A 14,970-nucleotide genomic window follows, 5' to 3' on the forward strand; every position below is an offset into this window, starting at 1 on the left:
CCCATGGCCACCGCCAAAGGCTACGCGGCGCCCGCCGCAGGCGCGCCGCTTGCGCCCTTCACGTTTGATCGTCGCGACCCTAACCCTGACGACGTCGTCATCGCCATCAAGTACTGCGGGGTCTGCCACTCCGACATCCACATGGTCGACAACGGCTGGGGTCAGAGCGTCTATCCGATCGTTCCCGGCCACGAGATCGCCGGCGTCGTCACGGCCGTCGGCGCCAACGTCACCCGCTTCAAGGAAGGCGACCATGTCGGCGTCGGCTGCTTCGTCGACAGCTGCGTCACCTGTAAGGCCGCGCGCGACCTCGACCGCGAGCAGTACCAGCCGGGCCTAGTACTGACCTACAGCGGCTTCGAGCCGGGTTCGGAGACGCCGACCTATGGCGGCTATTCCGATCATATCGTGGTCAAGGACGACTACGTCCTGTCGATCCCCGAACACCTGCCGCTGGACGCCGCCGCGCCGCTGCTGTGCGCGGGCATCACGCTCTATTCGCCGCTTCGCCACTGGAACGCCGGTCCCGGCAAGAAGGTGGCGATCCTGGGCATGGGCGGTCTGGGCCACATGGGCGTCAAGCTGGCCCACGCCATGGGCGCGGAGGTTACGGTTCTGAGCCAGACGCTGTCCAAGAAGGACGACGGCCTGCGGCTGGGCGCGGACCACTACTACGCCACCAACGATCCCACGACCTTCGAAAGCCTGGCCGATACGTTCGACCTGATCATCTGCACCGTCTCGGCGCCGCTGGACTGGGGCGCGTACCTGGCGCTGCTGAAGATCGACGGGACGATGGTGCTGGTCGGCGCGCCGGAAGAACCGGCCCAGCTCAACGCCTTCGCCCTGATCCCCGGCCGTCGCACCCTGGCGGGTTCGATGATCGGCTCGATCAAGGAGACGCAGGAGATGCTCGACTTCTGCGGTGAGAAGAACATCGTCGCCGACATCGAAGTGATCTCGATCGACCAGATCAACGCAGCCTACCAGCGCATGCAGAAGAGCGACGTGCGCTATCGCTTCGTGATCGACATGGCCACGCTCTAGAGCATTTCACGACCTGACTGCGTCAGGCCGTGAGCTCTAATCTTTTGTTTTGGCGCATTTTTCTTCACGCGAACCGGAACCACTTCGCTCGAAAAATGCTCTAGCGCGGGGCCCCGGGGAAACGCCGCATAGACGTTTCCCCGCCTTGGCCTCAGTGGAAATCGCGACTGCGCAGAAGGCGTCCCGACACCTTCTGGCGCATGCGCGGCGCGGGCGCTCCGGGCTCGTCGCGGAGGCTTGAGAGCTCAGCCGACAGGTCGGTGAAGCGTTCGGCCACCACGTGGAGCACGTTGTCGGCCCGCTGCACCCGGCCATGGACGATCAGGAACGAGGCGGTCATCACCACATTTCGGTCCGCGTCGAACCGGTCCTTCCAGACCACCGCATTGGCCACGCCCGTCTCGTCCTCGAGGGTGACGAACACCACGCCCTTGGCCGTACCGGGCCGCTGGCGGATCAGCACCAGACCCGCCACCGACACTTTTGCGCCGTCCTTCAGCGACAGCAGTCGATCGGCGGGGACCACGCCCCGGGCGGCCAGCATCGATCGATAGAAGCCGATCGGATGGGCCTTCAGGGAGAGGCTGGTGGTCCGATAGTCCTCGGCCACCTCCTGGGTCGCGGCCATGGCCGGCAGCGCCACGCGCTCTTCAAACAGCGGCAGGCCAGCCAGCAGGGGCGCCTGAACCAGCGCCTTGTGCTCGCCCTTCAGCCCTTTCACCGCCCAGAGGGCCTCGCGACGGCTTAGCCCCACCGAGGCGAAGGCGTCAGCCTCGGCCAGCAGTTCCAGCGCCTTCTGCGGTACGCCGCTCTGGGCGAATTCCGCCGGCGTGCGCGCGCCCTCGGCCCGGGCCTTCAACAGCGGCGGGATGTCGATCTTCTCCTTCAGGCCTTTGATCTGGCGAAAGCCCAGGCGCACCGCCTTCCAGTGCGGGCGGGTCTTCTGGCACGCAACCTTGTCATGGCGAACGTGAGGGGCGCGAAAGCCTGGGCTGATTGGTTCCAACGTGCAGTCCCAGTCGCTGCTCAGAATATCGGGCGGCAACACCTCGACCCCGTGCTCCCGCGCGTCGCGAACCAGCTGGGCCGGCTGGTAGAAGCCCATCGGCTGGGCGTTGATCAGCGCCGCGCAGAACACGTCGGGCCAGGCCCACTTGATCCAGGCCGAGACATAGACCAGCTTGGCGAAGCTGGCCGCGTGGCTCTCGGGAAAGCCATAGTGGCTGAAACCCTCGATCTGCTTAAAGCAGCGCTCGGCGAAGGCGCGCTCATAGCCGCGCCCAACCATGCCCTCGATGAACTTGTCGCGATAGGCGTCCGGCGAGCCCAGATTGCGGAACGTCGCCATGGCCTTGCGCAAGCCATCGGCCTCGTTAGGCGTGAACTTGGCCGCCTCAATGGCCAGGCTCATGGCCTGCTCCTGGAACAGGGGCACCCCAAAGGTCTTGCCCAAGATCTCCTGCAGTTCGTCGGGCGGACCATGCTCGGGCGAGGGCTTGGGCCAGTCGACCGGCTCCTCGCCGTTCCGGCGTTTCAGGTAGGGATGGACCATGTCGCCCTGGATCGGCCCTGGACGCACGATCGCCACCTGGATGACCAGATCATAGAACTCGCGGGGCCGCAGCCTTGGCAGCATCGACATCTGGGCGCGGCTCTCGACCTGGAACACGCCCACGCTGTCGGCTGCGCAGAGCATGTCGTAGACGCCCGGAACCTCCTTGGGGATGTCGGCCAGGTCCTTCAGCCACGCCTGACCGTGATCCTCGCGCAGCATCGTCATGGCCCGCTGGATGGCGTGCAGCATGCCTAGCGCCAGGATATCGACCTTCATCAGCCCCAGGCTGTCGATGTCGTCCTTGTCCCATTCGATGAAGGTCCGATCCTTCATCGCCGCCTTGCCGATCGGCACGGTCTCGTCCAGGCGACGCTTGGTCAGGACAAAGCCGCCGACATGCTGGGAGAGGTGACGCGGAAAACCGATGAGGTCGTTCGCCAGCCCGACCGCGCGGGCGATCTCCGGCGCCTCGGGATCCAGTCCCGCCTTGCGCAGATGCTCTTCCGGCAGGCCGTCGCCCCAGCTGCCCCAGACCGTGCCGGCCAGCAGGCTGGTGACGTCCTCGGTCAGGCCTAGCGCCTTGCCCACATCGCGGATAGCGCTACGCGGGCGATAGTGGATCACCGTCCCGCAGATGGCCGCATAGTCCCGGCCATAGCGCCGGTACACATACTGCATGACCTCCTCGCGCCGGTCGTGCTCGAAGTCGACGTCGATGTCAGGCGGCTCGCCCCGGTTCTCAGAGATGAACCGGGTGAACAGCAGGCGGTGCTCGGTGGGGTCGATCGCCGTCACGCCCAGGCAGAAACAGACCGAGGAATTGGCCGCCGAGCCCCGTCCCTGGCACAGGATGCCCATGCTGCGAGCCTCGCGCACGATGTCGTGCACGGTGATGAAGTAGTTGGGGTAGTCCATCTTCTCGATCAGCCGCAGCTCCTCCTGGATCTGGGCGGTGACCTTCGCGCTGACGCCGTTCGGGTAGCGCCAGGCCGCGCCCTTCCAGGTCAGGTCGGTCAGGTGCTGCATCGCGGTTTTGCCGGGCGGCACCGGTTCGTCCGGATACTGTTCGCGGATGTCCTTCAGGTCGAAGCCGATGCGCTCGACGATCTCGACCGTCCGCTCGACCGCGCGTGGCCAGCGGTCGAACAGGCGCGCCATCTCCTCCGGCGACTTGATGTGGCGCTCGGCGTTGGCCTCCAGGCGGAAACCCGCCTCCTGGATCGCGCAATGCTCGCGCACGCAGCTGATCACGTCCTGCAGCGGGCGTCGTTCCGGGCCGTGATAGAGAACGTCATTGGTGGCGACCATCGGCGCGCCAGCCGCTCGGCCAAGACTCTCCAGCCGCGCCAGGCGCTGAAGGTCCCGGGCGGCGTAGGCCCGGCTGGCGGCCAGCCATGAACGGCCCCGCAGGTCGCCGGCCATGCGCGTAATGTCCTGTGCGAACTGGTCATCCAGGACCCTGGGCGGCACGATCAGTCCCAGCTGCCCCTCGGCATGATCCAGGAAATCCGCCCAGGTCAGGTGGCACTCGCCCTTCTCGGCCCGCAATTGCCCGATGGTCAGAAGGCGCGTCAGGCGACCAAACGCCTCGCGGTCGGTGGGATAGCAGAGCAGGCTTGGCGTACCGTCCATGAAGTCCAGGCGGCAACCCGTCAGTACACGGATTGAATGCCGTTTGGCCGCCGTCCAGGCGCGGACCACGCCCGCCAGACTGTTGCGGTCGACGATGCCGATCGCCGTCAAGCCTAGCGCCTCGGCCGTAAGCGCCAGCTCCTCGGCATGCGAGGCGCCGCGCAGGAATGAGAAGTTGGTGGTCGCCTGCAGTTCGGCGTAGGCGGGCGGGCGCATGTTAGGTCCTCCCCCTCGCGGGGGAGGTGTCGGCGTAGCCGACGGAGGGGGAAGCCTTTAGGCCTTGCCCCTCCCCCCTCCGACGCTTCGCGCCGCCTCCCCCATAGGGGGAGGATTTGAGCCCCCTAACCAAACAGGCCATGGATCCACCATTTCGGCGCGTCCTCGCCCCCATAGAGGCCCTGTCGGAAGATCCAGAACCGACCGCCGTCATCGTCCTCAACGCGATAGTAGTCGCGGATCTTGCCCGGCCCGGCCTCGCCCTTCGCCACGCCGGCCCGCCACCATTCCTGGCCGATGCGCTCGGGCCCCTCAGCCCGCCGGATACGATGTGAGCGCCCGCGCCAGGTGAACAGGCGCGGCGGATAATCGGGCAGCTCGGCCGCGATCGCGACAATGGCTTCAGGCCGCTTAAACAGCCGCACAGGTCGCGGCCGGTCGGAGTCCCACCGCGCCGACGCAGGAGGATCCAGCGGCCCCACGCGCACGACCGAGCGCTCGGGCACATGGCTCTCGAACGGATCGGCGCGCCAGACCCGGTTCTCGCCCAAGCGGTTGACTAGGCGGTCGATCAGCGGCGCCAGGGTCTCGTCGGCGCTGGCCTCCGCGTCGGCGTCGAGGCGCTCCTGCGCCGCCCCCATCGGCTCCACAGCCGAGGCGTGGACGGTGACCACCTCGATCCCAAAGCCTGGATCGACCACGTCCAGCTTGGGCTTGACCAGCCTGGCCAGCCGCTGAGCGTCACGGCCGATCCGCGCCAGACCCACGCGCACCGGAAAGCTCCGGCCGTCCAGGCGGTGGAACACGACCTCGAACCGCTTGGCGCCACGCCCCTCGGCCTCCAGCCGGGCGCAGATCAGGGCCAGGGCGTCGGCCGCCACCCGGGCCAGGTCCTCGGGCGCGCTGATCGGCTCGAAGAAGGCCAGACGGTCAAACCACGGCGAGGCCGGACGGCGGAAGGTCAGGGCCTCAGCGGCCTGGCCCGAAGCCTGATCCAGGCGTAACACCGCTGCAAGGCCGAAGCGCTTGGCCAGTTGCGCCCGGGGCAGGGCCAGAACCTGGCCTACGCGGTGGAGGCCCAGGCGGGGCAGCTGGGCTTCGGCGTCTTCGCCCAGGCGCAAGGCTGCGACAGGCAGGGGCGCGATAGAGGCTCTCTGCTCCCCCGGCGGCGCGATGGCGAGGTCGGGCCCGAACCGCGCCAGGGCCCAGGCCGCGCCGGCCGTATCGGCAATCGCCGCCCGCGCCGGCACGCCCCAGCGCGCCAGCCGGGAGATCAGATCGACCAGCATGGCCGCCTCGCCGCCCCACAGGTGATCGGTCCCGGTGATGTCCAGGAATAGGCCGTCGTCACCGTCGATCGCCACCGCCGGCGAGAAGCGCACGCACCAGTCGCATAAAGCCTCCAGCGCCGCGCGATCAGCCGCTTGATCATGGTCGACGGTGACGAGGTTGGGGACCAGGGCCAGGGCGTCAGCGGCCTTCTGGCCGGGGTATAGACCCACAGAGCGCGCCTGGTCATCGACCGCAGCGAGGCGGCGGGTTCCGCGTTCAGAGACGAGGAGGGCGAAGGGAAATCCTCCCCCTAGCGGGGGAGGTGTCGCCGTAGGCGACGGAGGGGGAAGTCCAGCGCCCCCCGCCTCTTCCCCCTCCGGCCTGCGGCCTCCTCCCCCCTGGGGGGAGGATGGTTTACCCGACGCGCCGCACGGATTCCGTCGCCGCCACGTCGTGATCGGCCAGTTGGGACACCAGACGGAAAGGATGCGGGCCATGGCCGGCCTCCTGAGCTTGCAAGATCCAGCCGCCGGGACGCCCGCCCCGGCAGCGCTCGAGTTCAACCCGCCATCTCGGCGGCCCCAGGCCGATGTCATCCGGCGGCGGGCCGCTGGGGGCAGGCGCGATCCGCCAGCGGCTGAACGACGCCGAGCCTGAGACCAGCCTTGGCTTGCCGCCCGCCCGCCCGCCGTAAGGACGGCGGTGCAGCACCACGCCAAAACCGCCCCGCTTCTCACAGGCCAGTTGCAGACGGCGCCCAGCGGTCAGGTCGGGCGCCTCGGCCTCGGCCACAGCGGCCGCGACGCCTTGGGTCGACAGCACGTCCTCCAGCAGCGACAGGGTTTCAGCCTCGTCGCGAGCCCGGACCTGGATCAGCCGCCCCGCCGGAAAGCCCAGCCCCAGCAGGCCAGGCGCGAAGAGGTCGGCGCGCCGCGCCACCCAGACCACAACGCCGCCCCTACGATCCGTCAGCCTACGGATCAGTTGCGCGACAAAAGTGGCGGGCGCCGCCCCGGTTTCATCCTCCAACCCCGCGCCGGTCACCTCATGCCAGCCGCCCAGCGGCAGACCACCGCCCGGAAAGCATCCGTCGATCGCCTGTTCTCCAAACGAGAGCACCGGAGTCGGAGTCCGAGTCCCCGCTTCCATCGCGGCGATCCGGCCTCTCAGGGCCGCAAGACGCGCCTCGCGCGATCCGGCCATTTCCCACTCCGTGTTCTGCTTCTGTTCTGATCTTTTCAAGCTGGAGAGTCAAGGCTTGGAGAGTCGCTCACGAGCGGCCAAAGTGTCTCAAACGGCCGTATGAAGCCCCGCAGGAAGCGTCATGTCCCTCTCCAGAGTTCTGATCGCAAACCGGGGCGAGATCGCCGTCCGGATCGCCCGCGCGGCGGCCGAGACGGGGATCCAGAGTGTGGCCGTGTACGCCCCTGACGACGCGCAGAGCCCGCATGTCAGCGCGGCGGATCACGCCGTCGCCCTGCCCGGCGCGGGCGCGCGGGCCTATCTCGACGTCGCCGCTGTGGTGGCCGCCGCCAAGGCGCAGGGCTGCGACGCCCTGCATCCCGGCTATGGCTTTCTGTCAGAGAACCCTGCCCTGGCCCGGGCCTGCGTCGAAGCCGGGATCGCCTTCATCGGCCCCTCGTCCGAGCACCTGGAGGTCTTCGGCGACAAGGCCGCCGCCCGCGCCCTGGCCGCCGAGCGCGGCCTGCCGCTGATCCCCGGAACCGGCGCTATCACGCTGGAGGCCGCCCGCACCTTCCAGGCCGAGCATGGGGCGATCATGCTGAAGGCCCGGGCCGGCGGCGGCGGACGTGGCATGCGCATGGTGCTCGATCCCGGCGAACTGGACGCCGCCTTCGCCGCCTGCGAACGCGAAGCTCAAGCCGCGTTCGGGGACGGCGGCCTCTACGCCGAAAAGCTCATCGAGCACGCCCGCCATATCGAGGTTCAGATCGTGGGCGACGGCGCCGAGGTGCTGGCGGTGGGCGATCGCGACTGCTCCCTGCAACGGCGGAACCAGAAGCTGGTCGAGATCGCGCCGGCCACCCTGTCCGACAACCTGCGCGCCGCCCTCGCCGGCTGGTCCGAGCGCCTGTGCGCAGGCTATCGCGGCCTGGCGACGGTCGAGTTCCTGGTCGAGGTCGATCCGAGCTCGCCCTTGAACGGCGAGGCCTTCTTCATCGAGGTCAATCCCCGCCTGCAGGTCGAGCATACAGTGACCGAGGAGGTCACGGGCCTTGACCTCGTACGGCTGCAGTTCGATCTGGCCGCGGGCAAGCGCCTAGGGGAGCTTGGCTTGACCAACGCCCCGCCGCCGTTCGCCGTGGCTATCCAGGCGCGGATCAACGCCGAGACCCTGACCGCCGAGGGGCAGGTGCGGCCCTCCACCGGAACTCTGAGCGCCTGGACGCCGCCAGGCGGTCCCGGCGTACGCGTCGACGCGGGGGTGATCGCTGGCCAGACGATCGGCGCGGCGTATGACAGCCTTCTCGCCAAGGTGATCGTCAGGGGGCGGACGCCCAGCGAAGCCTCCAGTCGGCTGGATCGCGCCTTGGCCGAGCTGAAGGTCGCCGGCGTGGCGACCACCGCGCCGCTGGTCCGCGCCCTCCTGGCCCATCCGAGCGCCGTGACCGGCGAGGCCACGACAACCTTCATTGCACAGCACGCCGAGACCCTTGTGGCGCAAGCTGAACGCCTGACGCCGGACGCGCACACGACCGCCGGCGTCTTCGAGACCATCGCCGGAGCCGAGCCCGTCGTCGCGCCCCTCGCCGCGACGGTCGGCGCGATCACCATCCGCGAAGGCGACCTCGTCCGTCCGGGTCAGGCTCTAGCGGTTCTGGAAGCCATGAAGATGGAGCACCTCGTCTGCGCCGGCGCCGGCGGCCGGGTGGTCAAGATCGCCATCGAGGCCGGACAGACCGTCGCCGAAGGCCAGCCCCTGATGTTCCTGGAAGCCGCTGATGTCGAGGGCGCCGCCGATACCCAGACCATCGAGGAAGATCTGGACGCGCTCCGCCCCGACCTCGCCGACGTCGTCGCCCGCCATCGTCACACCCTGGACGAGGCTCGCCCCGACGCCGTCGCCAAGCGGCGCAAGACCGGCCATCGCACCGCCCGCGAGAACATCGACGATCTGGTCGATCCGGGCAGCTTCCTGGAATACGGCGCCCTGGCGATCGCCGCCCAGAAGCGTCGCCGCACGACCGAGGACCTGATCCTCAACACCCCCGCCGACGGCCTGATCACCGGCATCGGGACGGTCAATGGCGCGCTGTTCCCGCCCGACAAGGCGCGAACGGCGGCGCTGGCCTATGACTTCACCGTGCTGGCCGGCACGCAAGGCGCGATGAACCATCGCAAGTCCGACCGGCTGATGGCGGTGATCGCCGACCAGAAGCTGCCGGTGGTCTGGTTCGCCGAGGGCGGCGGCGGGCGGCCGGGCGACACCGACACCACCGCCGTGGCCGGCCTGGACGTGCCGACCTTCCGCAGCTTCGCCCAGCTGTCGGGGCTGGTTCCCAAGATCGCCATCGTCGCCGGCCGCTGCTTCGCCGGCAACGCCGCCATCGCAGGTCTGTCCGAGATCATCATCGCCACCCGCGACAGCAACCTCGGCATGGGCGGTCCGGCCATGATCGAGGGCGGCGGGCTGGGCGTTTTCCGGCCCGAGCAGATCGGCCCATCGGCGCATCAGTGGAAGAACGGCGTCATCGACATCCTGGCGGACGACGAGGTTGACGCCACGCGGCTGGCCAAGCAGGCTTTGTCCTACTTCCAGGGCCCTCTCCCGACCTGGACCGCGCCGGACCAGCGCCGGCTCCGCCACGCGATCCCGGAGAACCGCCTGCGGGTCTATGACGTGCGCGCCCTGATAACCGGCCTCGTCGACGAAGGCTCCTTCCTCGAACTCCGCGGCGGTTTCGCGGCCGGGATGGTCACCGGCCTGATCCGGATCGAGGGCCGGCCGATGGGCCTCATCGCCAACGACCCGCGCCATTTAGGCGGCGCCATCGACTGTGAGGGCGCCGAGAAGGCCGCCCGCTTCCTGCAGCTGTGCGACGCCTTCGCCCTGCCGGTCCTGAGCCTGTGCGACACCCCCGGCTTTATGGTGGGTCCGGACAGCGAGGACGCCGCCGCCGTGCGCCGCGTCAGCCGCCAGTTCATCGCCGGCGCCAAGCTGCGCTCGCCCGTGTTCACGATCGTCACCCGCAAGGGCTACGGCTTGGGCGCTCAGGCCATGGCCGGCGGCAGCTTCCACAGCCCCGCCTTCATCGCCGCGTGGCCCACGGGCGAGTTCGGCGGCATGGGCCTGGAGGGCGCGGTCAAGCTGGGCTACCGCAAGGAGTTGGAGGCCGAGACCGATCCGGTCAAGCAGAAGGCGCTCTACGACCAACTGGTCGCCAGGCTCTATGCAGCGGGCAAGGCCACGAGCATGGCGGCGGCGCTGGAGATCGACGCGGTCATCGATCCTGCCGATACGCGGCGCTGGGTGATCGGAGGACTGGACGCGGCCTCTGCGATGAGCAGGCCGTGGGAGGTGCGGGTCGACAGCTTCTAAGGGCCCCTGCGCCTTGCCATCCGACTTCCCCGGCGAATGCCGGGGTCCAGATCGAACCCACGAACGTCCGCAGGCGCGAATACAGCCTTTGGCGCAGACACGGCAGGCTCCCAGGATGAATCTGGGCCCCGGCATTCGCCGGGGAGGTCGGTCTCTTTAGGTCCCGCTGGGGCTAGAGCATTTCACGACCTGACTGCGTCAGGCCGTGAGCTCTAATCTTTTGTTTTGACGCATTTTTCTTCACGCGAACCGGAACCACTTCGCTCGAAAAATGCTCTAGTCTCTGTTCAGCCCGTCACGAACCATGATCGGGCCAAAGAAGAAGCCAATGCCCAGCGCGTCCGCGACGATGTCGAACACGTCGGCGTCGCGCCCCACGATCGGCAGGCCCTGCAGGATCTCGATAGCGACACCGAACACCAGCAACACGGCGGCGATCTTCCACCAGCGGCTCTTGGGCAAAGCCATCGCCGCCAGGAAGGTCAGGCCATAGAAGACGATGAAGTGCTTGGCCTTGTCCCAGGGGATCAGGCCCGCGGTGTCGTCGCCCGGCGCGAGAGCTGCGTACAGCGTGAACATGACCGCCGCGACGAAGACCAGGAGGCCAGGCCAGCGGATCTTGCGGGGGACAAGCAGCGACATTCGGGACCTTTGGCAAGTTCCTCCCCGCGATGCGGGGGAGGTGGCCCAGAGGGCCGGAGGGGGCCAGCAAGGCTGGTACGGCCTTAGCCCCCTCAGTCACGCCGTGACAGCTCCCCCGCACCGCGGGGGAGCATCTTGACCTCAGAACGTCAGCGCGCGCGCTTCCTTCACGTGCGGCAGCGCCTGGATCTTGGCTAGCAGGCCAGCATCCGGCGCCTGGTCGATCCCGACCAGGGCGATGGCGTCCTCGTCGGCGGCGACGCGGCCCAGGTTGAAGGTGGCGATGTTGACGCCCGCCTCGCCCAGCATCATGCCCAGCGCGCCGATGAAGCCCGGCTTGTCCAGGTTGTTGACGTACAGCATGGCCGGCGAGAAGGCCGCGTCCAGCTCCATGCCCTTCACCTCGACAATGCGCGGGGCGCCGGCGATCACCGTGCCGGCGAAGGCGCGCTTGCCCTTTTCGGTGGTGATGGTCACGCGCATCAGGCTGTCATAGGTGGGGCTGACCTCCTGGCGGCTCTCCGAGACGGTGATGCCCCGTTCCTTGGCGATGGCCGGGGCCGAAACCATGTTGATCTCGGCCAGCATCGGCTTCAGCACGCCCGCCAGCGCCGCCGAGGTCATCGGCTTGACGTTCAGGTTCGAAACCTCGCCCTCATAGGCGATGTCGATGGCCTTGACGCCGAAGTCGACCATCTGGCCCGCGAAGGCGCCGATCTTCTCGGCCAGGGCCACGAACGGCTTCAGCTTGGGGGCTTCTTCGGCCGTGATCGAGGGGCTGTTCAGGGCGTTGGTGACCGCGCCGGTCAGCAGGTAGTCGCTGACCTGCTCGGCGACCTGGAGGGCGACGTTTTCCTGCGCCTCGTTGGTGCTGGCGCCGAGGTGCGGGGTGGCCACGACCTTGTCCGAGCCGAACAGCGGATTTTCCTTGGCCGGCTCGGTCACGAACACGTCGAAGGCGGCGCCAGCGACATGGCCGTCATCCAGCAGCTTGCGCAGGGCCGCCTCGTCGACCAGGCCGCCGCGGGCGCAGTTGACGATCATCACCCCCTTTTTGGTCTTGGCCAGGTTCTCGGCTGACAGGATGTTGCGGGTCTTGTCGGTCAGCGGGGTGTGCAGGGTGATTACGTCGGCGCGGGCCAGCAGGTCTTCCAGCTCGACCTTCTCGACGCCCATCTCGACGGCGCGCTCGGGCGACAGGAAGGGGTCGTAGGCCACGACCTTCATCTTCAGGCCCAGCGCGCGGTCGGCGACGATGCCGCCGATGTTGCCGGCGCCGATCAGGCCGAGGGTCTTGGCGTAGAGCTCCACACCCATGAAGCGGTTCTTTTCCCACTTGCCGGCCTGGGTCGAGACGTCGGCGGCGGGGATCTGGCGGGCCAGGGCGAACATCATGGCGATGGCGTGCTCGGCCGTGGTGATCGAGTTGCCGAAGGGCGTGTTCATCACGACGATGCCCTTGGCCGTGGCGGCCGGGATGTCGACATTGTCGACGCCGATGCCGGCGCGGGCGATGACGCGCAGCTTGTTCGCGGCGGCGATGACGTCCTTGTCGAGCTTGGCGCCCGAGCGGATGGCGATGCCGTCATAGTCGCCGATCACGGCGATCAGTTCGTCCTTCGAGAGGCCGACCTTGATGTCGAAGTCCAGGCCGCGGTTCTTGAAGATGTCGACGGCGGCGGGGCTGAGCTTGTCAGCAATCAGGACGCGGGGAGCGGTCATGGGAGATCTGTCCAGTTTTCCGGTAGCCGCCCTCGTCCTTCGACGGGCTCAGGATGAGGGCGACTGAAATGCGGGTCTGAAATCCTCATCCTGAGCTTGTCGAAGGACGAGGATTTCAGCTGCTGTGCGGGAGAAGCTTTAAGCGGCGGCGAGTTCGGCCGAGACGGTGGCGAAGGCCCAGTCGAGCCAGGGCGTCAGGGCCTCGAGATCCGAAGCCTCGACCGTGGCGCCGCACCAGATGCGGAGGCCCGCCGGGGCGTCGCGATAGCCGCCGATGTCGAGGGCCGCGCCCTCCTTCTCGAGCAGGCTGGCCAGCTTCTTGGCGAAGTCGGCCTGGGCGTCTTCCGGCAGGGCGGCGATCGTGGGATCCACGACCTTCAGGCACACCGAGGTATTGGAGCGGATTTCCGGCGTAGCGGCCAGGAAGTCGACCCACGGAGTCTTCTCGACCCAGTCGGCCAGCACCTTCAGGTTCTGGTCTGCGCGGGCCTGCATGGCCTGCAGACCGCCGATGGACGAGGCCCACTTCAGGGCGTCGAGGGCGTCTTCCACGCAGAGCATCGACGGGGTGTTGATGGTGGCGCCCTCGAAGATGTCGGCGGCGATCTTCCCGTTCTTGGTCATGCGGAACAGCTTCGGCATCGGCCAAGCCGGCGTGTAGCTTTCCAGGCGGGCCACGGCGCGCGGCGACAGGATCAGGATCCCGTGCGCGCCCTCGCCGCCCAGCGCCTTCTGCCAGGAGAAGGTCACGACATCGAGCTTGGTCCAGTCGAGGTCCTGGGCGAAGGCGGCGCTGGTGGCGTCGCAGATGGTGATGCCTTCACGGTCCGCCGAGATGAAGTCGGCGTTGGGCACGCGCACGCCCGAGGTCGTGCCGTTCCAGGTGAAGACGAGATCCTTGGCCGGATCGACCTTGGTGGTGTCGGGCAGCTGGCCGTACGGGGCGCTGAGCACATCGACGTCGGGCAGCTTCAGTTGCTTGGTGACGTCCGTGACCCAGTCCTTGCCGAAGGACTCGAAGGCCAGCAGTTGCACGGCGCGCGCGCCCAGCATCGACCACATCGCCATTTCGACGGCGCCGGTGTCCGATCCGGCGACGATGCCGATCAGGAAGTCGGCGGGCACTTCCAGCACTTCGCGCGTCTGGTCGATGGCGGCCTTCAGGCGCGCCTTGCCCAGCTTGGAGCGGTGCGAGCGGCCCAGAACGGCGTTTCTGAGATTTTCGGGGGTCCAGCCGGGGCGCTTGGCGCAGGGGCCGGAAGAGAACTCGGGACGAGCCGGGCGGATCGCCGGCTTGGCGAGGGTCGTGGTCATAGCGATGTCTCCCATCCTTACAGATGGACTGCGCCCCGTTGGGGGGGCGTGGCCCGCCGGCGAGAAACCGCGTCTGGGCCGGAATTGCAAGGAGAGATTTGTCGCGGGGCGCGGATTTACGCGCGCCTTGGGAAATTATTTTGCGGCGCGGCGGGCCGCCAGAGCCACACCGACCAGCAGAGAGGAAAGGACGCCAAGCGTCACCAGATTGTTCACGGTGGCGTAGAGCTTGTCGTAGCTCTTGCTGGCGACGAGGTAGTAGGCGTGAAGGCTGAACTGCACGCCCTGCAACAGGACTGCGACGCCCAGCCATGCGGTCGTATGGCGCAACGCCAGCAGAAGCAGCCCTAAAGCCAATGCGCCATCGAGAGTCAGGTAGACACCACGTACGGCGTTCGTATCGGCGATGGAGCCCGAAAGGGTGAACCCGATGGTCACGACGAGGACTAAAAGCGCCCCTCGCCTTTCGGCCTCGCCCCCCCACCGCCATGCGGTGACACAGGCTACAGCCAAAAGAAGCCAACCGATCAGTACGAGGATTTGCAGGTGGGCGAACATAACAATTAGGCCTCTAACCGAGATTAGAGGCCTAGAGTGTTAAACTATCGCAATGTGCGATGATGAAAGCCTAGACAACTTCCCGGAGGCCCTGCGGCGGCGGAAGCTGCTCTTCCTTGATCAGGCCGCCCATGCGGGTGCGGATGCCAACGCGCAGGCGCGTTTCATCCAGTTGGCTGTGAGCCTCGACGATTGCGCTGCGCGCGGCGGCGAGCGCTTGGATTGCGTCGGCGACCTTCGTGCAGGCCGCGTCACCAACCGTGGCAGACAGACCCAGGTCCTTACGGGCCTGCATCAACTCGGCCATCATGCCCGACACTTCGACCATAGCAGCGTCGACTGCAGCTTCCGTGGCGAACAGCTTGGTAGCCACGCGCTGAGCAACAAAAACCTTTTCCACACCCGCCTCCGTTTAACGAAACACTAATGGCAAAGGTAAACGGAATGTTAA

Annotated in this window: 10 protein-coding genes and 1 pseudogene; 2 read left to right on the plus strand and 9 right to left on the minus strand. The window is 67.7% G+C overall.

The window, feature by feature from the left end:
- The first annotated feature begins 3 nt into the window (after window positions 1-3).
- The gene (locus tag J2X45_RS11915) at window positions 4-1,047 is read left to right on the plus strand and encodes an NAD(P)-dependent alcohol dehydrogenase (protein ID WP_310214919.1); all 1,044 of its coding nucleotides are present in this window, start codon (window positions 4-6) and stop codon (window positions 1,045-1,047) included.
- Window positions 1,048-1,198: 151 nt separating this feature from the next.
- Here J2X45_RS11915 and J2X45_RS11920 read toward each other — a convergent pair whose 3' ends face one another.
- The 3 genes from J2X45_RS11920 to J2X45_RS11930 all read right to left on the minus strand — a co-directional run bounded on the left by J2X45_RS11920 (window position 1,199) and on the right by J2X45_RS11930 (window position 6,925).
- Window positions 1,199-4,450: an error-prone DNA polymerase gene (locus J2X45_RS11920; protein ID WP_310214921.1), complete on the minus strand. Its 3,252-nt coding sequence runs from the start codon at window positions 4,448-4,450 to the stop codon at window positions 1,199-1,201.
- A gap of 125 nt (window positions 4,451-4,575) precedes the next feature.
- Window positions 4,576-5,952, minus strand: a complete 1,377-nt coding sequence (locus J2X45_RS11925; RefSeq protein WP_404980056.1) for a DNA polymerase Y family protein — start codon at window positions 5,950-5,952, stop codon at window positions 4,576-4,578.
- 184 nt (window positions 5,953-6,136) lie between these two features.
- Complete coding sequence (locus tag J2X45_RS11930; RefSeq protein WP_310214926.1) at window positions 6,137-6,925, minus strand: protein imuA; 789 nt, start codon at window positions 6,923-6,925, stop codon at window positions 6,137-6,139.
- A gap of 121 nt (window positions 6,926-7,046) precedes the next feature.
- Here J2X45_RS11930 and J2X45_RS11935 point away from each other — a divergent pair, with 121 nt between their 5' ends.
- Window positions 7,047-10,283: a carboxyl transferase domain-containing protein gene (locus J2X45_RS11935; protein WP_310214929.1), complete on the plus strand. Its 3,237-nt coding sequence runs from the start codon at window positions 7,047-7,049 to the stop codon at window positions 10,281-10,283.
- Between the two features lie 276 nt (window positions 10,284-10,559).
- Here J2X45_RS11935 and J2X45_RS11940 read toward each other — a convergent pair whose 3' ends face one another.
- From J2X45_RS11940 to J2X45_RS11965, 6 genes and pseudogenes are all read right to left on the minus strand, one after another.
- Window positions 10,560-10,925, minus strand: a complete 366-nt coding sequence (locus J2X45_RS11940; RefSeq protein WP_310214932.1) for a VanZ family protein — start codon at window positions 10,923-10,925, stop codon at window positions 10,560-10,562.
- Between the two features lie 141 nt (window positions 10,926-11,066).
- Complete coding sequence (serA, locus tag J2X45_RS11945; protein ID WP_310214935.1) at window positions 11,067-12,647, minus strand: phosphoglycerate dehydrogenase; 1,581 nt, start codon at window positions 12,645-12,647, stop codon at window positions 11,067-11,069.
- 23 nt (window positions 12,648-12,670) lie between these two features.
- A pseudogene (locus tag J2X45_RS11950) lies at window positions 12,671-12,761 on the minus strand (hypothetical protein); the annotation flags it as partial.
- A 24-nt stretch (window positions 12,762-12,785) separates the two neighbouring features.
- On the minus strand, window positions 12,786-13,961 hold the full coding sequence (locus J2X45_RS11955) for a phosphoserine transaminase (RefSeq protein WP_310214938.1): 1,176 nt from the start codon (window positions 13,959-13,961) through the stop codon (window positions 12,786-12,788).
- Window positions 13,962-14,096: 135 nt separating this feature from the next.
- Window positions 14,097-14,519 carry a hypothetical protein gene (locus tag J2X45_RS11960; RefSeq protein WP_310214939.1) on the minus strand — a complete coding sequence of 141 codons (423 nt, stop codon included), beginning with the start codon at window positions 14,517-14,519 and terminating at the stop codon, window positions 14,097-14,099.
- Between the two features lie 70 nt (window positions 14,520-14,589).
- Complete coding sequence (locus J2X45_RS11965; protein WP_310214942.1) at window positions 14,590-14,919, minus strand: hypothetical protein; 330 nt, start codon at window positions 14,917-14,919, stop codon at window positions 14,590-14,592.
- Window positions 14,920-14,970 lie beyond the last annotated feature (51 nt).

Source organism: Caulobacter sp. BE264 (assembly GCF_031457805.1).
Classification (GTDB): Bacteria; Pseudomonadota; Alphaproteobacteria; order Caulobacterales; family Caulobacteraceae; genus Caulobacter.

What these genes read in the sequence shown, in the direction of transcription:
- J2X45_RS11915 (WP_310214919.1), top strand. Translation starts at nt 4, where the DNA reads ATGGCCACCGCCAAAGGCTACGCGGCGCCCGCCGCAGGCGCGCCGCTT.
- J2X45_RS11920 (WP_310214921.1), bottom strand. Translation starts at nt 4,450, where the DNA reads ATGCGCCCGCCCGCCTACGCCGAACTGCAGGCGACCACCAACTTCTCA.
- J2X45_RS11930 (WP_310214926.1), bottom strand. Translation starts at nt 6,925, where the DNA reads ATGGCCGGATCGCGCGAGGCGCGTCTTGCGGCCCTGAGAGGCCGGATC.
- J2X45_RS11935 (WP_310214929.1), top strand. Translation starts at nt 7,047, where the DNA reads ATGTCCCTCTCCAGAGTTCTGATCGCAAACCGGGGCGAGATCGCCGTC.
- J2X45_RS11940 (WP_310214932.1), bottom strand. Translation starts at nt 10,925, where the DNA reads ATGTCGCTGCTTGTCCCCCGCAAGATCCGCTGGCCTGGCCTCCTGGTC.
- serA (WP_310214935.1), bottom strand. Translation starts at nt 12,647, where the DNA reads ATGACCGCTCCCCGCGTCCTGATTGCTGACAAGCTCAGCCCCGCCGCC.
- J2X45_RS11955 (WP_310214938.1), bottom strand. Translation starts at nt 13,961, where the DNA reads ATGACCACGACCCTCGCCAAGCCGGCGATCCGCCCGGCTCGTCCCGAG.
- J2X45_RS11960 (WP_310214939.1), bottom strand. Translation starts at nt 14,519, where the DNA reads ATGTTCGCCCACCTGCAAATCCTCGTACTGATCGGTTGGCTTCTTTTG.